Source organism: Actibacterium naphthalenivorans, assembly GCF_014196965.1.
Taxonomy (GTDB): domain Bacteria; phylum Pseudomonadota; class Alphaproteobacteria; order Rhodobacterales; family Rhodobacteraceae; genus Actibacterium_A; species Actibacterium_A naphthalenivorans.
Genome location: NZ_JACIEQ010000010.1, coordinates 1 through 19504 on the forward strand (window position 1 = coordinate 1; position 19504 = coordinate 19504).

Annotated in this window: 15 protein-coding genes and 1 pseudogene; 8 read left to right on the plus strand and 8 right to left on the minus strand. The window is 57.8% G+C overall.

Annotation, left to right across the window (positions count from 1 at the left end; translation table 11 throughout):
• Positions 1-101 precede the first annotated feature (101 nt).
• Positions 102-908: pseudogene (locus GGR17_RS17785) on the plus strand (alpha/beta fold hydrolase); the annotation flags it as partial.
• Between the two features lie 114 nt (positions 909-1022).
• Entirely contained in the window at positions 1023-1913 is an 891-nt protein-coding gene (locus GGR17_RS17790) for an alpha/beta hydrolase (RefSeq protein ID WP_157445682.1), read from the plus strand.
• A gap of 497 nt (positions 1914-2410) precedes the next feature.
• On the opposite strand, the gene adh is transcribed toward GGR17_RS17790, so the two are convergent.
• Both adh and GGR17_RS17800 read right to left on the minus strand, forming a co-directional pair.
• The gene (adh, locus tag GGR17_RS17795) at positions 2411-3934 is read right to left on the minus strand and encodes an aldehyde dehydrogenase (protein ID WP_054540808.1); all 1524 of its coding nucleotides are present in this window, start codon (positions 3932-3934) and stop codon (positions 2411-2413) included.
• A gap of 129 nt (positions 3935-4063) precedes the next feature.
• Entirely contained in the window at positions 4064-5023 is a 960-nt protein-coding gene (locus GGR17_RS17800) for a GAF domain-containing protein (protein ID WP_082386799.1), read from the minus strand.
• 317 nt (positions 5024-5340) lie between these two features.
• Here GGR17_RS17800 and GGR17_RS17805 point away from each other — a divergent pair, with 317 nt between their 5' ends.
• Both GGR17_RS17805 and GGR17_RS17810 read left to right on the plus strand, forming a co-directional pair.
• Positions 5341-6048 carry an IS3 family transposase gene (locus tag GGR17_RS17805; protein ID WP_054540807.1) on the plus strand — a complete coding sequence of 236 codons (708 nt, stop codon included), beginning with the start codon at positions 5341-5343 and terminating at the stop codon, positions 6046-6048.
• A 459-nt stretch (positions 6049-6507) separates the two neighbouring features.
• Positions 6508-6987, plus strand: coding sequence for a hypothetical protein (locus tag GGR17_RS17810; RefSeq protein WP_054540806.1), 480 nt, complete (start codon positions 6508-6510; stop codon positions 6985-6987).
• A 276-nt stretch (positions 6988-7263) separates the two neighbouring features.
• Here GGR17_RS17810 and GGR17_RS17815 read toward each other — a convergent pair whose 3' ends face one another.
• On the minus strand, positions 7264-7959 hold the full coding sequence (locus GGR17_RS17815) for a hypothetical protein (RefSeq protein WP_235974537.1): 696 nt from the start codon (positions 7957-7959) through the stop codon (positions 7264-7266).
• A gap of 272 nt (positions 7960-8231) precedes the next feature.
• Between GGR17_RS17815 and GGR17_RS17820 the strand changes: the two genes are divergently transcribed.
• Complete coding sequence (locus tag GGR17_RS17820) at positions 8232-10490, plus strand: heavy metal translocating P-type ATPase (RefSeq protein WP_231035893.1); 2259 nt, start codon at positions 8232-8234, stop codon at positions 10488-10490.
• Between the two features lie 243 nt (positions 10491-10733).
• On the opposite strand, the gene GGR17_RS17825 is transcribed toward GGR17_RS17820, so the two are convergent.
• From GGR17_RS17825 to GGR17_RS17845, 5 genes are all read right to left on the minus strand, one after another.
• Positions 10734-11423: a copper-binding protein gene (locus GGR17_RS17825; protein WP_040618641.1), complete on the minus strand. Its 690-nt coding sequence runs from the start codon at positions 11421-11423 to the stop codon at positions 10734-10736.
• A gap of 47 nt (positions 11424-11470) precedes the next feature.
• Positions 11471-12829: a multicopper oxidase family protein gene (locus GGR17_RS17830; protein WP_141102058.1), complete on the minus strand. Its 1359-nt coding sequence runs from the start codon at positions 12827-12829 to the stop codon at positions 11471-11473.
• Positions 12830-12840: 11 nt separating this feature from the next.
• Positions 12841-14304, minus strand: coding sequence for a TolC family protein (locus tag GGR17_RS17835; RefSeq protein ID WP_054540802.1), 1464 nt, complete (start codon positions 14302-14304; stop codon positions 12841-12843).
• A 294-nt stretch (positions 14305-14598) separates the two neighbouring features.
• Positions 14599-15015, minus strand: coding sequence for a hypothetical protein (locus GGR17_RS17840; RefSeq protein WP_230040108.1), 417 nt, complete (start codon positions 15013-15015; stop codon positions 14599-14601).
• A 204-nt stretch (positions 15016-15219) separates the two neighbouring features.
• Positions 15220-15420, minus strand: a complete 201-nt coding sequence (locus tag GGR17_RS17845) for a heavy-metal-associated domain-containing protein (RefSeq protein WP_009815466.1) — start codon at positions 15418-15420, stop codon at positions 15220-15222.
• Between the two features lie 140 nt (positions 15421-15560).
• Between GGR17_RS17845 and GGR17_RS17850 the strand changes: the two genes are divergently transcribed.
• The 3 genes from GGR17_RS17850 to GGR17_RS17860 all read left to right on the plus strand — a co-directional run bounded on the left by GGR17_RS17850 (position 15561) and on the right by GGR17_RS17860 (position 19503).
• A complete protein-coding gene (locus GGR17_RS17850; RefSeq protein ID WP_054540801.1) occupies positions 15561-18068 on the plus strand; it encodes a heavy metal translocating P-type ATPase in 2508 nt (835 codons plus the stop codon).
• 19 nt (positions 18069-18087) lie between these two features.
• Positions 18088-18507 (plus strand): Cu(I)-responsive transcriptional regulator, encoded by a 420-nt coding sequence (gene cueR, locus GGR17_RS17855; RefSeq protein WP_009503818.1) that lies wholly within the window; start codon positions 18088-18090, stop codon positions 18505-18507.
• A gap of 123 nt (positions 18508-18630) precedes the next feature.
• A complete protein-coding gene (locus GGR17_RS17860; protein WP_009503819.1) occupies positions 18631-19503 on the plus strand; it encodes a DUF305 domain-containing protein in 873 nt (290 codons plus the stop codon).
• Position 19504 lies beyond the last annotated feature (1 nt).

The window sequence follows — 19504 nt, forward strand, 5'->3', positions numbered from 1 at the left end:
CCGCGCCTGCGCCCATTGCTCACGCCGCCGAATGATGGCAACCAAAAGGAGAACAGACTCGACTTGCGACTGGCCCTAAGAAATGGGGCAGGTCAGATGCTTGGTTGTTCGATCTGGAAGCGGTGGCAGACGCCATTGACGGACCAGTTACGCTTCTGGGCCTGTCACAGGGGTGTGCACTGTCGATAGCATTCGCCTTGCGGCATCCCAAAAAGGTGGAGCGGCTCATTCTGGTTGGATCCTATGCTCAGGGCATGCTGGCTCGTAGCGACACTCCAAATGCACGACTTGAGGCGGATACCCTCGCAAACTTGGTCCATCTTGGATGGGGCAAAGAGGTTCCGGCCTTCAATCAGGTGTTTACCCACCTCTTTGTTCCATCTGGTACGCCAGAACAGCATAGTTGGTGGCGACGCCTTGAAAGAGAGAGCGCATCGCCAAAAATCGCACTCCGCACATTGGAGGTCCTGCATAAGATTGATGTCTTAGCTGATGCTGCAAAGCTCGATGTGCCTACCCTCATTTTTCATGCAAACGACGATGCACGCATTCCCTTTGATGAAGGCCGCAAGCTGGCCGCCGTCATTGCTGGCGCGCAGTTTGTTGCGCTTGATAGCGCAAACCATATCTTGCTTGAAACCGAACCTGCTTGGGAGGTTTTTCTCTCGACACTCCGTACTTTCTTGCCTGAGACAAAAACACATCGTCCAATCAACGCCACCTACCATCTGACCAATGCCGAAGAAGATGTTGTTGCACTGGTGGCCAAAGGAATGGGGAACTACGAAATTGCCAATGTTCTAGGGAAATCCGAAAAAACGGTGCGTAATCAGATCACTGTGGCACTTGATAAAGTCGGTGTGCGCAGCAGATCAGAATTGATCGTGAAGGTTCTTTCTGAAGGATAGGACTTTGGCCCCAAGGATTTGCGCATCAATGGCGCGCTACAGGGACATTCGCCTCATGCGGAATTTTTATCTGGGTGGTTGATTGCTCCCATCAATCACGGATGGGAACGGCACATGTACAGGGATATCGAATTTGTGTCGGAGGGCGCGACTTTACAAGGCAGGCATTACCGCTCAGCGGGGAGCGCAAGACCCACAATTGTCATGACACACGGCACCAGCGCCACGATTACGATGGCAATCGATTGCTATGCTGAAGCTATCTTTGAGGCTGGGTTTGATGTTCTCCTATATGATCACAGGAATTTCGGTCTAAGCGGTGGTGAACCAAGACAAGAGATAAACCCTTGGGTGCAGGCGCGCGGATACCGTGATGCCGTGGCGTTTGCGAGGGAGCACCTGCAGGCGGACCGTGTTGCTCTTTGGGGGGATAGCTATACTGGTGGTCTTGTACTGGTTGCAGGCGCTCTCATTGAAAATGTTTTGGCCATCGTGGCTCAAATACCGGTTTGCGGCGCAACATGGCCTGAGGGTCCGACAGATGGCCCGGCCTTTGATACCCTTCGCGACCTGTTTCACAACGCAGATTTGCGCGGTGAACCAGAGGATGTAGTTGGTCCTATGCCTGTTGTCTCGCTCGACCAGATTAACGCCCCTTCCTTGCTTGCGCCGCCACAAGCGTTTCGATGGTTTCTGGAGTATGGTGGTCGGCATGGCAGCGGTTGGGAAAACAAGGCGACGCGGGTTATCCCCAAGACGCCAGTTCCTTTTTCCCCGTTGGTGACGGCTCCTCACCTCAAAATGCCAGTCCTGATGATGAACGGGAAGAACGATGAAATGGTCCACTGCAACTCAGAGCTACAAGACGCGGTGTTCGATAGGATTGGGGGACCGAAAGAGAAAGTCATTATCGACGGCGGACACTTTGGTCTTTTGTGGGAGGATAGTCCGAACTTCTTGAAAGCCGTAAGCACGCAAATCGAATTTCTTAATCGGGTACTTTAGCGCATAATTCGAACAGCGGACCTTGGCGCAACCGCAGCGAATTCACACTAAGTCCGCGTTGCGGAAGTTGGCGCATCGCGCAGCTAAGGTCCGGTTCGAGCCCTCTTTACCGATTTTCTGCATTGCCGCGAATGTCCGCAATCGGAAAACTGAAAGTAGCAGTTGCAATTTCCGACTTCGAGTGAACCTAGGTTAAAGGTTATGAAATGTGCCGAATGAACCGAACACCTGAGGAGCGGCTTAAATCTTGATAAGGGAAACAAGGAAATCGTGCCCCGAAATTCCAGCCCAAAGCGGAGCAATAGACTAAATTCTGAGAGCGTTTCTCGATCGGTAGGTAGAGCGGTCAATTAGGTTAACAGAAATACCTTGAATGACTGACACGCTGCCAGAGCAAGGTTTTCAATTGGAATTCATGGAATAGCTACAAAGCTTGAACTGACGAGGTCTGCGATGCGGCCTTTGCATGTATTTGCAAAGGCCGCCTTTCGAAGTATTTAGAAGAAGCCCAACTTATTGGGGCTATAACTCACCAACAAGTTCTTGGTTTGCTGGTAGTGGTCCAGCATCATCTTGTGGTTTTCACGGCCAATGCCCGATTGCTTATAGCCGCCAAACGCTGCGTGGGCTGGATAGGCGTGATAGTTGTTCACCCACACGCGGCCAGCCTCGATGGCACGCCCAAAGCGGTAGCAGGTGTTCATGTCACGCGACCAAACGCCAGCGCCGAGGCCATACATCGTGTCGTTCGCGATTTCCAAAGCTTCGGCTTCATCCTTGAACGTCGTTACCGACACGACGGGCCCAAAAATTTCCTCTTGGAAAACCCGCATCTTGTTGTGACCCTTGAGGATCGTCGGTTGGATGTAGTTCCCGCCTGACAATTCACCGTTGAACCGCGCTGAACCACCACCAGCCAGCACTTCGGCGCCTTCTTCGCGACCGATCGTGAAATAGCCCATGATCTTGTCGTGTTGGGCCTTGCTGACTTGTGCACCGACCATGGTCTCGGGGTCGCGAGGGTCGCCGTGCTTGATCGCAGCGACGCGTTTGATGCAGCGCGCGATGAACTCTTCGTAGATGTCCTCTTGGATCAGCGCACGTGAAGGGCAGGTGCAGACTTCGCCTTGGTTGAAGGCGAACAGAACGAAGCCTTCGACGGCCTTGTCCAAGAACGCATCATCCTTTGCCATCACGTCAGAAAAGAAGATGTTTGGCGACTTGCCACCCAGTTCAAGCGTGACGGGGATCAGGTTCTTGGTCGCCGCTTCCATGATTTTGCGTCCCGTGACGGTGGACCCAGTGAAGGCGATTTTTGCAATGCGCGAGGAACTGGCAAGTGCTGCGCCGACTTCTCCGCCAAAGCCGTTGACGATATTTAATGTGCCGGCTGGCAACAAATCGTTGATTAGTTCTGCAAAGACCATGATCGCGGCAGGCGTTTGTTCGGCTGGTTTCATTACGACGCAGTTGCCCGCAGCCAAAGCAGGGGCCAGTTTCCATGCCGCCATCAGCAAAGAAAAGTTCCAAGGAATGATCTGGCCGACAACGCCCAAGGGCTCGTGGTAGTGATAGGCGACGGTGTCGTTGTCGATCTCGCTCATGTTGCCTTCTTGCGCGCGCAAAACACCTGCAAAATAGCGGAAGTGGTCGGCGCAAAGTGGCACGTCTGCGTTCATCGTTTCGCGGATCGGCTTGCCGTTGTCCCATGTTTCGGCAGTGGCCAAGAGTTCTAGGTTCTCTTCGATCCGGTCCGCAATTTTAAGCAAAATATTCGCGCGATGCGTGGCAGATGTTTTGCCCCAAGCGTCTTTGGCAGCGTGGGCTGCATCAAGTGCGAGCTCAATATCCGCCGCGTCAGAGCGGGCGCATTCGTTGATCAAGCCACCGGTAATGGGCGTCACGTTTTCGAAGTATTTGCCATTGACGGGTGGCACAAACGCGCCGCCGATATAGTTGTCGTAGCGCAGCTTAAACGGCGACACATATGTGCCTGCCTCGGTGTGGGTCATATCGTTCATTTGAAATCCTCCATTGTTATCCGGCTTCTCCTCCCGGATTACAAAGAGTGTGACTTGCGTCGTGCGCCACGTCTTGTGGCAGGAAGGTGTCGCGGGATTAAAGGTGTCTCACCAATGAGACAGTTTCCCCTAACTATCTTCAAGTCCAAGCCGCTTCATCCGCCGATAAAGCGTCGCACGACCGATCCCAAGCTGGCGCGCGGCCTGCGATACGTTGTTTCCGGCCCGTGCCAACGCACGAATCACAGCGGCCTTTTCGGCCTTCTCAAATCCTGTAGGGCCATCTTCACGTCCCAGTATGTCTGTTGCAGGGCGCGCGACTAAATCACCCGTCCGTTGCAGCCCAAAGACACGGCGGGCCTCGCGGGTGGCCCCTATCACCAAATCACTTTCGTCAATGGCAAGTAGCGTTGAGGCCTCGGCGTTGTCGCTCTCGGCCACAATGATCCGCGCGGATGAAAAGGCGGCCCTGAAATTCGCGGCTTCAATCGCGCGTGCGGTTTGGGCCACTTGGGCCGCGATCAGGCGATTGAAGGCCTCCGTTTGATCTGCACGCGCGGATGATAAATCAAGCGCCGCCACAAGTTGACCGTTGCTGCCGTAGATCGGCGCGTCGATGCAACTCATGCCTGTGTTGCGCGTATAGAAATGCTCGTCTTGATGAATGATTACATGACGTTGCTCGGTCAGACAGGTCCCAATGCCGTTCGTGCCTTCTTTCTCTTCACTCCAGTCGGCACCGGTTGTGAGGCCCCAACCTTCAAATGCCATAGCGTCAGCATCAGAGAGACGTTGATCTAGGATGATGCCATCTGTATCGGTCAGGAAAACCGCGCAACCCGATTGCCCGACCAGAGAGAAAAGCGCGTCCAAACGCGGGCTCGCGACGGTCATGAATTTTTCGAGCGTCTCCATCCTGAATTGCAGACTTTTTTGCTCTATTCGGTCAGGTGCCCGATGCTCATCAGGGTCCAGTCCATGCTTAATGACAGAACGGTGCCAACTCGCAGCAACCCGCGACTTTGCCGCAGCCGATGTCGACTGCGTTGCCTCCATCACAATATCAGCATGCGATGCCTTTGGTGTCATTTTGCTCTCCCTACAGCATCATTAAGACGCGCTGGTCTCGGTTTGTCGACTACTGTCCTAACCTTCACTGCCAGTGGGGCTCATTGCGCCAAGAAATTTTGACGCCCTCCTTTTTCAAATTCTTGGGCTGTTCTGTCGTTGGGATGAAGTCCTGCCGATTGAAATGGTTCCCCGAAGTGGGGACTTTAAATGGACCAAAAGGGAAAGTGACTTTCGACTCGGAGGCCCAGTTCCCACCCGAGGTGCTTTCTCTAAATATGCCCCCATTAAATGCGGCCATTGATCTTCGCGGAGTTAAAGTCAGCTTCGTCCGCTAAGTGGTCATCCATCTACTTAAGTATGGGCGATACGGTTACAGGAAGGTCACCGCACTATTGCGAATGGAAGGCTGGCGGGTAAATCACAAGAAGGTCGAACGTTTATGGGGCGAAGAAGGCCTGCAGCTCCCCCAACGACACAAGAAGAAGCGGCGGCTTTATCACAAAGACAGCTCCATCATCAGGCTACGCCCCACACACCAGAACCACATCTGGGCGATAGACTTTGTTCATGACAAGCTCAGCAATGGGCGCAGCTATAAGATGCTGACGGTACTGGATGAGTATACCCGCGAGGCGCTCTGCGTGGCGGTGCGCCCCAGAATGAACGCAAACGATGTTCTTGATGCGTTGCACAGGCTTCTCATGAAGCATGGAAAGCCTGAGTTCATACGTTCTGACAACGGCCCGGAGTTCATAGCCGAGCATCTGCAGGGATGGTTGAAAAAATTCGGCATCCAGCCGATGCAGATCTACCCTGGGAGCCCCTGGGAGAACGGATACAATGAACGCTTCAACGGAACATTAAGACGGGAGGTTCTGAATGCAGAGTGGTTCCACAGCACAAGACAGGCGCAGGTCGCGATCAATGTTTGGCTCAAGCAATACAATCGGATCAGGCCCCATCATGCATTAGGTATGCGCCCTCCGGTGCCAGAAACCTTATTAGAGAACAGCAAAATTAGTGGTCCCGAAAAAGGGGGCTAGACAACCTGTTACGTTGATCTGACTTCCGTTTCCGAAAATCAGTTCTGATTTGCGAGAGCAGGCGGCGAACGAGGATGAGGTTGCCCGAGGGGCAAGGCTGCGCCTTCGCCCTGACGTGACGCAGTGGCGTAACTCGCTTGCGCGAACCCCAAGGAACTAGAATGTTTCGTGTGGCAGGGCACGGACCTGCCTCGATTCAAAGCGGAACTTCGTTCAAAATGCAGCGAATGGGTCTAAAGAGCCCAAATTGCACAGTGCTGCTTGTTGCAAGAACGTCAGCTTCGACGCATTTTCGATGTAAGGTAGCAGCCAAATAGCTCTGCTGAACCGACCCCCTTTTTGAGTACCGATTAGACTTTGGCGGGCGATATGGATTTTCACTAGAGATTGGTCGGGGACTCTTGCAGAAGAAGTTGCAGCAGAGTACGTGCGGCGACATGTTAGCGTGAAGGGACCGATATGAAGCGAGGACCAACGTTCCTTTTTCTGGGTTTAGTGATCTTCTGCACAACGCCCCACCTAGCAGCCAAAGCCGAAGTCATGATCCCAACGCCCGCAATGTTCCTGGAAGTCCAGAGCTTCGACGATTTGGGTCGCATGCACATTTCCCAATCGCCGTCTAACGACTTTCACGCAAAAACACCTGAAGCATTCACAACCGGACCGCGCGACGTAGCCCGGATCTGGGGTGTTCTGGCTAATCCCGAACGTGCGAGCGAAGCCCTTATCGGTAAACGATTGGGTTGCGATCGGATTGCCGAGGTGGGGACCAAGGCGCGGATCAAAGGCAAAATTCACTGGGTTCAGTCCGATGTTCTTCGGTGCCGCCTGGCAGACCAAGGCCCCGATTTCGGTCGCGACGTCTCGGAGTTTTTGGTAGCTATCGGAGCTGCGAGGGAGTTTTGCGCGGAGAGCCTCGGCACTCTGGGTAGTTGCTGATATAGAAGAGGTATAAGGCGATATTTCCCAAGCAACTTGGCGTTGCGACGAGTTTGACCGATTTGGTGGGCGCGAACAGCTTTTGGCGTTCTTCCATAATTTGTCAGAGTGACACTGACACCAAACCGAGCATAGCGGACATTCGATGAGTTAGGTAGAATGGCAGCTTCGTCCGCTCTCCGGACTTTGGCATCGACAGCAGCGAAGGGCCGGTATTTGAGCAACTCAGCTCGCTCAAATTTCTGCAGTTTGATGGCACCGTTGTCTTTGTCAAAGTTAGTAGTTCACCTGTTCGAAGCCGTAGTTGCCCTCATAGTCACGCCAATCGACGAAGACAGATCGGTGATAGATACCCGGGCAATTCTGGCCCCAACGTTCAAGTCCCACATGCGCCTCGGGCAGGGCAGTAATGGAAGATCGCTGCCATGAGAAATCGCCTTGAGTCCCAAAGGTGCCGAGAACCACGGTCGCGCTTCGGTCGCAGTCACCGTCACGACCGGATTCATGCTGCCGTGCATAGCGAACATCAAAGACGCGGATGGACCGCACGAAGTTGAACTCAGGTCCGCTGATATCGATGTCCGCGCGATCCTGAACGAACCGGAGTGCCTGGTCGGTGGGAACGAGATCGTCGACTGGCAAGGATTGGAGCGGTCGACGGCTGTCCGCCTGGTACAAGGCTTCAAAGATGCGGCCAGCGTTGTTTGATAGCCGATCGCTCTCATAGGACGCGCCCATGGGACAGCGCCAGATTTGAAGCGGCGGTTCCACCGGCCAAGGCGTAATTCGTCGAATGAATTCGGCTCGGGCTCGGGCGCAAGGGACGGAAGCGGGCCAACCGCCAGAAAGACACAAGAGGATCGCGCAATCGATCGGATATGTCTGCGCTCGGGCGGACATCGGTAGCGAAAGACCAGTCACGGTTAAAGCGACTGCGACCGAGGGGAGGAGCTTCTTGATCAGATAGTGCATGCTGCGGAACCTCCGTGAGAGGAGTCCAGCATACATACGATAATATACTATCACAACACTAAGTATAAAGGCGCATAATGTTTATTATGTAATATATTGGCAGTATCAATCAGCTTTCCTTCGCTAATCAGCAATCCAAGCTTGACCTTCCAGTTGCTGGAAGCCCCATCTTAGGAATTGGCATCATTTTGGAGGGCTAGAGCATGATACAGGTAACAGAACCGCACCCGCGAGAGCGGTCATCCGATCAGGCCAAGGATCCAGTTTGCGGCATGTCCGTCACTATGTCTCCGCAGGCCCGTCAGGCGGATTATGACGGTGAAACCTTCTACTTCTGCTCCGATAAGTGCCAGACCAGGTTCGAGGCCGATCCGATCTACTATGCCTCAGGTACGGCATCGGATCACAGCATGACCCCGAAAGCCGGAACTCAGTACACCTGCCCAATGCACCCCGAGATAGTTCGTGACGAGCCCGGCGCCTGTCCGATCTGCGGCATGGCGCTTGAACCGATGGTGCCGTCGGATGAACCCAGCGAAGAACTGACCGACTTTACCCGCCGGATGTGGATCAGTGCCGCCGCAGCCGTTCCTCTGGTTATCCTGACTATGGGAGAGCTGGTCGGTTTGCCGGTCCGGGACTTGATCGGACATCGGCTGGCGACATACATCGAGTTCCTGCTGGCGACGCCTATCGTGTTGTGGGCAGCGAAGCCGTTTTTCGTGCGGGGATGGGCGTCGATCGTGAACCGCTCGCCCAACATGTGGACGCTGATCGCGCTTGGTGTCGGCGCGGCCTACATCTATTCGCTGGTCGCCACATTCCTTCCGGGCGTGTTTCCGGAGGCTTACCGGATGGGCGCGGGAGTCGGCACCTATTTTGAAGCCGCCGTCGTTATCATCACTCTGATTTTCGTCGGACAGGTTTTGGAATTGCGGGCGCGGGAACGGACCGGCGATGCCATCCGGGCACTGCTCGATCTGGCCCCGAAAACGGCGCGGCGCATCCTGCCCGACGGCACGGAATATGACGCGCCGCTGGAAAACATTGTGGAGGGCGACCGGTTGCGGGTGCGCCCCGGCGACGCGGTCCCCGTCGATGCCAAGGTCGTCGACGGCACGTCATCCATCGACGAGAGCATGATCACTGGCGAGCCGTTGCCGGTCGAAAAAGGTCCGGGCGATACGGTCACCGGCGGCACAATCAATAAGAACGGCTCCCTTGTCATAGAAGCCGCTCGTGTAGGTGCCGACACGATGCTGAGCCAGATCGTCGAGATGGTCGCGAACGCGCGGCGATCCCGCGCACCGATCCAGGGGCTTGCGGACAAGGTTTCTTCCTATTTCGTGCCGACCGTTGTCGTGGTCGCCATCCTTTCCTTCGCCGCTTGGCTCGGCTTCGGGCCCGAACCTGCGCTCGTCTTTGCCATCGCCTCGGCGGTGTCAGTGCTGATCATCGCCTGCCCCTGTGCATTGGGCCTTGCGACGCCGATCTCGATCACGACGGCTGCAGGGCGCGGTGCACAGGCGGGTGTCCTGATCAAGGATGCCGAAGCGCTGGAACGCATGGCCAAGGTCGATACGCTGATCGTCGATAAGACCGGCACCCTGACCGAAGGCAAGCCGAAGCTGACCGATGTGAACGCTCTGGGCGACGAGACCGAAGAAACCATTCTGAGCCTCGCGGCTGCCTTGGAAAAAGGCTCTGAGCACCCGCTGGCAGAGGCCATCGTCGAAGGCGCGAAAGAGAGAGGTATCAAAGTCGGCAATGCCGAGAACTTCGAAGCCGTGACCGGCAAGGGTGTGAGCGGAACCGTCTCGGGCCACGCCGTCGCGCTTGGTAACACCGCGATGATGCGCGACATGTCCCTCGACACCTCCGCAGCAGAGGAGGCGGCAGACGTTCTGCGCAGCGAAGGCAAGACGGCCATGTTCGTGGCCATAGAAGGAAAACTGTCCGGCATCGTCGCCGTCGCCGACCCGATCAAGGAAACGACGGCCGAGGTCATCAAGGAACTGCACGAGGCGGGCCTGCGGATAATCATGGCTACGGGGGATAACGAACGCACTGCAAGGGCCGTGGCGCAGCTCCTCGGCATCGACGAGGTCCGGGCTGGAGTTCTGCCGGAAGACAAGAAGGCGCTGGTGGACGAGCTGCACGCGAATGGCAAAAAGGTCGCCATGGCCGGCGATGGTGTCAACGATGCACCGGCTCTGGCCGCAGCGGACGTCGGCCTGGCCATGGGCACGGGTGCGGACGTGGCGGTTGAAAGCGCGGGCATCACTCTCTTGAGCGGCGATCTGAACGGTATCGTCAAGGCACGGACGCTGGCCGTGGCGACGATCGGTAACATACGCCAGAACCTGTTCTGGGCCTTTGCCTACAACACGCTCGGTGTGCCCTTAGCTGCGGGCGTGCTCTACCCGGTATTCGGGCTGTTGATGTCGCCCATGTTCGCCGCCGCCGCAATGAGCCTCTCGTCGGTCTCGGTCATCGCGAACGCGCTCAGACTACGGCGATTGAGGCTTTAGACGATCCGCGTATTGAACGTGAAGCTGGACGATACTTCTATTTCAGCAAAACGTGTATTGCTGCATGAGGTTGCTGACCTTTGCCACTGGAAGCGTTCACTGAGAAAGCCGGAACGACGAGCGCAAGGGCGCATGTGCAGGTTATCAGGAAATTCATAATGCTCGGCTACCTCCGTAGCGCTTGATTTAATTGCCTCAAAGCGTTGGGGCCGGGCATGTACGCCTCGGCCCCAAGGTCAGTCTTCACTTCATCTGCGTGACAGTAAGCTTGCCCTTGACCCGGTCGGCAACAAACTCGATGTCCTGACCTTCTGCCATCTTGGCCATTATCGCTTCGTCCGCGCGGAATACCATCGTCATCGCGGGCATATCGAGGTTGACCAGAGGGCCGTGGATGATTGTGACCTTGCCGGCCTTGGCGTCGATCTTCTTTATGGTCCCGCTCGTGTATTCCACGTCAGCCTGAGCCATCTGGTCCCCCACCGAGACCGCACGGTGCATGCCGGATTCGTAGTGACCCGGGATCAGGCACGCGGCTTCGAACGTACCAGCATTCGCGAACGTCCAGACGACCTCGCCCGTGGCACCCGGATCAAGACGGATACGGTTCGGGTCGTCGTGTTCCATGTCCATCTTGGCCATTTCGATCTTGTGCTCGGCGTTATTTTCCAGCGTGTCGAGAACAAACTCGTGTTCCAGCTCACCCTTGTTCGTGATGTTGAAGCGTATGGTTTCACCCTGCTTGATGGTCATCTCCTCACTCTCGATCAGCATTTCGCCTTCGTCGTTTTCAAGCAGGGTTACATCAATCGTCCGGTCGACTTTTGCCGTATGGCCGGGCATACCGATGGCCATTTTGGCATGACCAACGTCAGCGAAAGCCCCCGTTGAAGCGAAAAGGACGAGAGAGGTGCTCAGAAGAAGTTTTTTCATTTGGTTTTCCTGTAGGTTTGGTTTGGTTGGAGTCGACGAAGGGCCGTTCAGCCCTTCGAGTTTGGTTTTGGTGTGAGAATGGTCTTGGGACTGTTGTTCGAGGCGAACTCGGGCAATTCGCCAGTCCATTCGTAGGCCATCTCGCCCGGAGGATTTTCGTACCAGCCGGGATCGGAGTAATCGTCCGCGTCGATGCCGTCCCGCACCTTTACGACCGAAAACATGCCGCCCATCTCGATGGGGCCGTAGGGCCCCCAACCCGTCATCATCGGGATCGTATTGTCAGGCAGCGGCATTTCCATTTTCGCCATGTCCCCCATGCCGGACATGCCCATGGGCATGTATTCCGGCTGGAACTGACGGATCTTCTGGGTCAGCGGCTTCTTGTTGACCCCGATGAACGTCGGCACATCGTGACCCATGGCATTCATCGTGTGGTGCGACTTGTGGCAGTGAAGCGCCCAGTCACCCAGATGGTCTGCGACGAACTCATAGGCGCGCATCCCGCCCACGGGGATGTCGATGCTGACCTCCGGCCATTGCGCTTCTGACGGCACCCAGCCACCATCCGTGCAGGTGACCTTGAAGTCATAGCCGTGCATGTGGATCGGGTGGTTTGTCATCGTGAGGTTGCCGACGCGTACTCGCACCTTGTCGCCCTTGTTCACGACCAGCGGATCGATGTCGGGGAAGATCCGACTGTTCCACGTCCACAGGTTGAAGTCCGTCATCGTCATGATGCGCGGCACATATGTGCCGGGATCGATGTCAAAGGCATTCAGCATGATCAGAAAATCGCGATCCACCGGCATGAACGTGGGATCCTTGGGGTGGACCACGAACATGCCCATCATCCCCATCGCCATCTGCGCCATTTCGTCGCCATGGGGGTGATACATGAAGGTTCCTGATTTCACCAAGTCGAACTCGTAGATGAACGTTTTGCCTGGCGGGATGCTGGGATGACTCAACCCGGAGACCCCATCCATGCCCGAAGGCAGGATGAGCCCGTGCCAGTGCACTGTCGTGCCTTCCGGCAGCTTGTTGGTGACGTAGATGCGGACCCGGTCGCCTTCGACTGCTTCGATCGTTGGGCCGGTGGACTGGCCGTTGTAACCCCACAAATGCGCGATCATGCCGTCGGCAAGTTCGCGCTCTACCGGTTCGGCGACGAGGTGAAATTCCTTGACCCCGTTGTTCATCCGGTGCGGCAGGGTCCACCCGTTCAGCGTGACCACAGGTGTGTAGTCCGGCCCCGACGACGGACGCGCCGTAATCGCCGTTGCCGCACTGTCCATCTGCGCGGCTTCGGGTAGGCCCATGTTCAGGGTTTGACCCCAGGCTTTTGAAGAGACCAGCGTTGCGCCTGCCGCGCCGGCTCCGAGTAATTGACGTCTGTTCAACATGTCAGTTCCTTTCAGTGTCCTGCACCGCCACCGGCGGCAAGCGTTGCGCCTTCTCCACCAGCACCACCGCCGCCTTCGCCGCCGCCATAGATCGCGGCGGTCAGATCGGCCTGTGCCATGTAGAATTCGCGTTTTGCATTTGCCGCTTCCAGGGATGCGCCAAGTTTCTCGCGCACGTCAGTCAGCAGCTCGAAAGTGTTGGTGATCATGCCGTTGTAAGACAGCAAACCCTCTTCTTCGACGGTCGTGCGTAGCGGCACCAGAACGTCGCGGTAGTGGCGCGCGATTTTATATGCGGCATGATAGGAAGTCTCAGCACCTCGCGCTTCGGACCGGACGTTCACGGCCTTCTCTGCGAGCACGTTGGCCGCTTGTAGATAAGACAATTCCGCCTTGCGCATCCGGGCCTTGCCGGTGTCATAGATCGGGATCGCGAACTCCACTTCCACCTGAGGGGTGGTCACGGTTTCCGTTTCTCCGTCCTCAATTTCCCGCTCCGCCTCGAACCCGGCAATGAACTCAAGATCGCTGACAATGCGGGTCTGATCGGTCAGCCCAAACGCCTTGGCCTGCGCTTCCAGGCCAAGTTTGGCAACACGCAGATCCACCCGGTTTCGGAGCGCCTTGGCCTCGATGTCGGTCACACGGCCGACAGAACGCGGCAGTGCAGGAAGGGCATCTGGCACATGGTAATCGACTTCGGTGCCCCAGAGACCCATCAACCTGGTCAAAGCCTCCTTGGACCGAGTGGCGTTCAATCGTGCCTGTGCAAGTTGCCCCGCCAGTTCGGCATTGAATGCCTGTTCGCGGGCCTGCCCAGCTTTGTTGAGTGCGCCGGTCTCGCCCAACCTCATCGCCAGTTCAGAGCCGGCGTCAGAGGTCGCTTTCGCGCGCCGCAGATAGCTCACTGCCTCGAAGGCGGCGACTGCATCGACCCATGCCTTTCGCGTCTGATTGGCCAGCGCAAGTGTGTCGTTCACGGCATTGAGCTGAGCCTGCCGGAAGCTTGCATCAGCAATGGCCATGCGCTGTTTGCGCGTGGTGGCATCGAGGACGTTCGACCGGATCAGCCCTTCGATCGCTCTGTAGGCACCGAGCTCAGGCGCACCGATTCCCAAAACACCAATTGATACGATCGGGTTTTCCGGCGTCGATTGCTGCCAGGCCTCAGCGGCCGACAGGCCAACATTGGCGTAAGACGCTTGCAGACCTTTATTGTTCAGGAGCGCGACCTGAACGGCGGTGTCCGCCGAAATGGTCTTGCGATGCACCATCGCATGCACCTGCTTTTTCAAAGCCTCGTTTTCGGCCTGGGTTTCGGCGAAGGCAGTCCGTTTGCCGATGGCCGGTGTGACTTGGCTGGAAATGTTGGCGAAGCCGGCTTTCGGTTCCGTGTAGATGCCCGGTACAGCGGTTGCGCAGGCACCCAAAATTAGCGGAAAGCCGAATAGCAGAGGAAATTTCGATAGCCGCATCAGTTGCCCTCCGTCTGCTCTTGATTGACGGAACGCCAATCACGGGGACCCGTCGGACCACGATAGGTGTAGCCAGCCAATGGATCTTGATAGCTGATCGGAGACGAAACGGTCGCGTTGACGACAGCCTGTTGTGTCGCAACGGAGGGCAAAGGGGTAGGCTCATAGGCGCATGCGCCAAGCCCGAGGGCCGAAGCCCCCATAAGTAGATGAATTTTCATGAAGGTAACCTGATTGATGAACGATGTCTCACGCAGAGTCTGCGCAAGGCTCACACCCGGATTGGGCGCCGTTTCAGATCAGGAATCGAGGGGGCCGCAGAAACCCTGATGTTTCGACGGAATGCGTCTGACCGCTCAGGATCATATATTTTTTCGCAGCAATAGGATCCGGGAATACCAAGTCTGCGTCTGGAATGACGACAGAAATGCATATTCCGTTACAACACTGAGTTGATTGATGCTCTGTTTCACCAATGTCGGAGGATATGTCATCCACGTCAACTGTCGCCGGGTGTTTCATGTGGTCGGCGTGGATATCAGTTCCCTGACCAACTGTCGGTTCGCTGAGAAGGGCGCTGATCGATCCAGAATGCTGACCATCATGCATTCCCGAGGCCGCGTGTGCCGCAGAAGGTGGAGACAGAACCAATGCCAACGCAAAAGCGAAGCAAGTGAGGAATTTCACCCATACCGAAGTGGCGACACGCATTCTCATGAACGGAAACTTGGACGTTTTGACAAATTAGTCAACGCTTACAGCGCGGGAAGGTTTGGCACATTCTAGCGAGGCAGGCGAATTCTCGCTGCGAGCGCTCAAAACTGTTGCGCAATAGATACATAGCAACGTTCACCAGTCAGACAGAAGACGCGAAAATGGTAGTGAGTACTTCAGTAATGACTGGAAGTGCCGGGACTAACTCAGTCTTTGCGATCCGTAGCCCGCATCGTGAATCGCTGCCTTCAGAGCGCTTTCATCCAATGCGCTATCTACCTCGACGGAACGCGCAGTCAGGTCACAGGTGACAGTCGCGTGTGGGTCTATCGTCACAATGGCCTTCTCTATCGACGCGGTGCAATGTCCGCAGTTCATGTCCGGCACGCTGAACCTGATCATCACGATCTCCTTCTTACTGCTGCCATCTAGGCCGTCCCCCTATGGGAAGGTCAATGCCCGAAAAAATTCCTCGATGCATCTGTTGACCTTCCAGCGAATGGAACCCTTATCTCTCGGAGGACCAGGATCAGGAGTCACCCATGTCGGATTCGCATACCCTTCGACTTTCCCTGCAGAACATGTCCTGCGCCTCTTGCGTCGGGCGGGTGGAGCGTGGGCTTTCCGGCCTGCCGGGCGTCAGCGACGTTCGAGTCAACCTCGCCAGCGAAACCGCTCAGGCGCAGATCGACGCGCCAGAGCGCATTTCGAACATCGTCGAAAAGCTGGAAGAGATTGGCTATCCGGCCCGTAAGCAGAGCACTCGCCTGAACGTGGCCTCCATGTCCTGCGCGTCCTGCGTCGGTCGGGTGGACAAGGCTTTGGCGGCGATGCCAGGCGTGCTGGCCGTGAACGTCAATCTGGCCTCGGAAACTGCGACGGTAACGTATCTCGAAGGCGCGGTTGCGGTTGCAGACCTGCTGAAGGCGGCGGGTGACGCAGGCTATCCCGCGACCTTGCCGCAGGACAGAGAGGCGGAAGACACGAGTGTCCGGAAGGATGAAGAGGCGCGGATGCTGGCCCGCAGGACCGCCCTGGCGGCGGCCCTCACCCTGCCGGTGTTTCTGCTGGAAATGGGCGCGCATCTGATCCCCGGCATGCATGGTCTGATCGGCGACACGATCGGCCATCGAGCAAGCTGGCTGATCCAGTTCGTCCTGACCACGGTGGTTCTGCTCTGGCCGGGGCGCAGCTTCTACACGCGCGGGTTTCCAGCCCTGCTCAAGCGTGCGCCGGACATGAACAGCCTTGTCGCGGTCGGCACTTCTGCCGCCTATCTCTATTCTCTCGTGGCGCTATTCGCGCCCGCGCTGCTGCCCGAACGGTCGCGTGCCGTCTATTTCGAGGCGGCGGCGGTCATCATCGTGCTAATCCTGCTGGGCCGGTGGCTGGAGGCGCGCGCCAAGGGCCGCACCGGCGCAGCGATCCAGAAGCTGCTGGGCCTTCAGGCCAAGACCGCCCGCGTGCTGGTGGACGGAGAGCCTGAGGACGTGGCCATCGAGCGCATCGCCGCGGGCGACATCCTGCTCGTGCGCCCCGGAGAGCGGATTGCCGTGGACGGTGAAGTGACCGAAGGCAGCGCCCGCGTCGATGAGAGCATGATCACCGGCGAGCCGGTGCCTGTCGCCAAGTTGGTGGGCGATCCCGTCACCGGCGGGACCGTCAACGGTTCCGGTGCCTTCCAGTTCCGTGCGACACGCGTGGGAGCGGATACGACGCTGGCGCAAATCATCCGCATGGTCGAAGAGGCGCAGAGCGCCAAGCTGCCGATCCAGGGGCTGGTCGACCGGATCACCCTGTTGTTCGTGCCGGCGGTCATGGCGCTGGCGCTGCTTACGGTTATCGTCTGGCTGCTGGTCGGCCCCTCGCCCGCCCTGTCCTATGCCCTCGTTGCGGGTGTATCCGTGCTGATCATCGCATGCCCTTGCGCGATGGGGCTGGCCACGCCGACCTCGATCATGGTCGGCACCGGCCGTGCCGCTGAAATGGGCGTGCTGTTCCGCAAGGGCGATGCGCTGCAACAGCTTTCGACAGTGGATGTGGTGGCGCTGGACAAGACCGGCACGGTGACCGAAGGGCGCCCCGAACTGACCGATCTGGTGCTGGCCGACGGCTTTGAACGGGCCGAGGTGCTGGCCCTGGTCGCGGCGGTCGAGGCGCAGTCGGAACACCCTATCGCCGAGGCCATTCTGCGGGCGGCGGAAGCCGAGACGGTCACTCGACACGACGCGCGGAACTTCACCTCCATCACGGGCCACGGTGTCCGGGCCGAGGTCGCAGGCCGCGACGTGCTGGTGGGGGCCGACCGTCTGATGACGCGCGAAGGGGTGGACATCGGCGCGTTGGCCGACGCCGAGCGCCGCCTGGCTGAACAGGGCCGCACCGCGCTTTATGCCGCCATCGACGGGCGGGTGGCCGCCGTCATCGCCGTGGCCGATCCGGTAAAGCCGTCCAGCGCGGCGGCCATCCGGGCGTTGCACGATCTGGGCCTGAAGGTCGCCATGATCACCGGCGACAAGCGAGAGACGGCAGAGGCCATCGGCCGCGAGACCGGCATCGACCATGTGATCGCGGGCGTGCTGCCCGATGGCAAGGTGGCGGCATTGGACGATCTGCGCGGCCCGAGCCAGCACATCGCCTTTGTAGGCGACGGCATCAACGATGCGCCCGCGCTTGCTCATGCGGACGTGGGCATCAGCATTGGCACCGGCACCGACGTCGCCATCGAATCCGCCGATGTGGTGCTAATGTCGGGCGATTTGCGCGGCGTGGTCAACGCGCTGGAAGTGTCGCGGCGTACGATGCGCAACATCAGCCAGAACCTGTTCTGGGCCTTCGGCTATAACGTGGCCCTCATTCCGGTGGCGGCGGGGCTGCTCTACCCGGTGTCGGGCCTGCTGCTGTCGCCGGTGCTGGCGGCTGGGGCAATGGCGCTCAGCTCGGTCTTCGTACTGACGAACGCGCTGCGCCTGCGCCGCGTCCGCCCGGCGATGCAGGAACAGGCGCAACCCGGCTCTGCCGCCAACCTGTCACCAGTCCCGGCTGAATAAGCTCAAGGAGGAAACTATCATGAACATCGGAGACGTGGCCGACATGTCCGGCCTTCCCGCGAAGACCATTCGCTACTACGAGGACATCGGGCTGGTCGAGCCGCTGCGCAGTGCCAACGGTTATCGCAGCTTTCGGCAGAGCGACGTCCACAAGCTGGCGTTTCTCGGCCGGGCGCGCGCCTTGGGCTTCACCATCGAGGACTGCCGGAGCCTGCTGAAACTCTATGCCGACACCGACCGCGCCAGCGCCGAGGTCAAGCAGATCGCCGAAGAACACCTCGACCGGATCGACCGGAAAATCGCAGAACTGACCGAGATGCGCGCGACGCTGTCGCACCTTGTCGATGCCTGCGCTGGCGATCACAGGCCTGATTGTCCGATTCTCGCAGATCTGGCTATGGAAGAGGATAAGACCCGGACCGCCAGGGCAGCGGATTAAGATATGTCCCGCAGCGGGCAGCGCCACCCATAAGGTGCGACTGGCTGCAGCTTTTTCGGAACATTCCAGCGCGGGAAAGTTGTTCTACCTCTATACTTCACGATTTCGAGAGAGGACAACTTCATGTCATATGGCCGCTTTTTCGCGATGATCGCGACATCTACCGTCGTCATGTTCGGTCTGATGTATCTCAATACCTACCTCTGGACGCATGTGTTCTGGTCGGAAACGCGGGTCTACATGGCTCTCCTGATGGGTGCCACCATGGCGATCATCATGCTGGGCTTCATGCTGTCGATGTATTCCAGCAAGACGGCTAACGCCGCCATCTTCATCGGTGCCGCTGTGGTCTTTGCCGCCTCGCTCTGGCTGGTCCGCAGCCAGGTGACGGTGGGCGACACCAGCTACATGCGGGCAATGATCCCGCACCACTCGATCGCGATCATGACCTCCAGCCGCGCCGATATCTCGGACCCGCGCGTGCGCAAGTTGGCGGATGAGATCATCTATGCGCAGGACAAGGAAATCGCCGAGATGCGTTATCTGGTGAACGATATCGACGCCAATGGTGACAGTCCGGCACAGTCAGAAAGCGGACCGGCGCAGATCGTGAGCCTTGACGAGGCGCTGTCCACGGCGGAGATCACCATTCTCGATCTTGAATTCCTGACCCGGGAGGACATCGCACAACTCTTCCCGGACGGCGCGGCGTGCACGTTCACCTACACCACCACAAGCAGGCCTGCGCTGGCGGTGGGCCGCATCGACGGTGGGAGTGTAGCTCTCGCCAAGATCAGCGGCGATCTGGTGCGGCTGGAGGCTGGCGACGCCGGAAGCACTTGGGGCAAGGAAGGCATGACAGTGGCGTTGAGCGCGCCGAGCGGAACCGGCACATTGGCCGCAAATAGTGGCGAAATGCAGGACGCCGATCTCGTTCTCGAACTTGGGCCCGGTCTGCGTGCAGGGTATCGCGGACATTACGGTTGCGGTGCCTGAA

Bases quoted from the DNA above. Each gene is read 5' to 3' on its own strand.
- GGR17_RS17830 (WP_141102058.1), bottom strand. From the start codon at position 12,829: ATGTTGAACAGACGTCAATTACTCGGAGCCGGCGCGGCAGGCGCAACG.
- GGR17_RS17825 (WP_040618641.1), bottom strand. From the start codon at position 11,423: ATGAAAAAACTTCTTCTGAGCACCTCTCTCGTCCTTTTCGCTTCAACG.
- GGR17_RS17815 (WP_235974537.1), bottom strand. From the start codon at position 7,959: ATGCACTATCTGATCAAGAAGCTCCTCCCCTCGGTCGCAGTCGCTTTA.
- GGR17_RS17790 (WP_157445682.1), top strand. From the start codon at position 1,023: ATGTACAGGGATATCGAATTTGTGTCGGAGGGCGCGACTTTACAAGGC.
- GGR17_RS17820 (WP_231035893.1), top strand. From the start codon at position 8,232: ATGTCCGTCACTATGTCTCCGCAGGCCCGTCAGGCGGATTATGACGGT.
- GGR17_RS17860 (WP_009503819.1), top strand. From the start codon at position 18,631: ATGTCATATGGCCGCTTTTTCGCGATGATCGCGACATCTACCGTCGTC.
- GGR17_RS17845 (WP_009815466.1), bottom strand. From the start codon at position 15,420: ATGATCAGGTTCAGCGTGCCGGACATGAACTGCGGACATTGCACCGCG.
- GGR17_RS17810 (WP_054540806.1), top strand. From the start codon at position 6,508: ATGAAGCGAGGACCAACGTTCCTTTTTCTGGGTTTAGTGATCTTCTGC.
- adh (WP_054540808.1), bottom strand. From the start codon at position 3,934: ATGAACGATATGACCCACACCGAGGCAGGCACATATGTGTCGCCGTTT.
- GGR17_RS17835 (WP_054540802.1), bottom strand. From the start codon at position 14,304: ATGCGGCTATCGAAATTTCCTCTGCTATTCGGCTTTCCGCTAATTTTG.
- cueR (WP_009503818.1), top strand. From the start codon at position 18,088: ATGAACATCGGAGACGTGGCCGACATGTCCGGCCTTCCCGCGAAGACC.
- GGR17_RS17840 (WP_230040108.1), bottom strand. From the start codon at position 15,015: ATGCGTGTCGCCACTTCGGTATGGGTGAAATTCCTCACTTGCTTCGCT.
- GGR17_RS17850 (WP_054540801.1), top strand. From the start codon at position 15,561: ATGTCGGATTCGCATACCCTTCGACTTTCCCTGCAGAACATGTCCTGC.
- GGR17_RS17800 (WP_082386799.1), bottom strand. From the start codon at position 5,023: ATGACACCAAAGGCATCGCATGCTGATATTGTGATGGAGGCAACGCAG.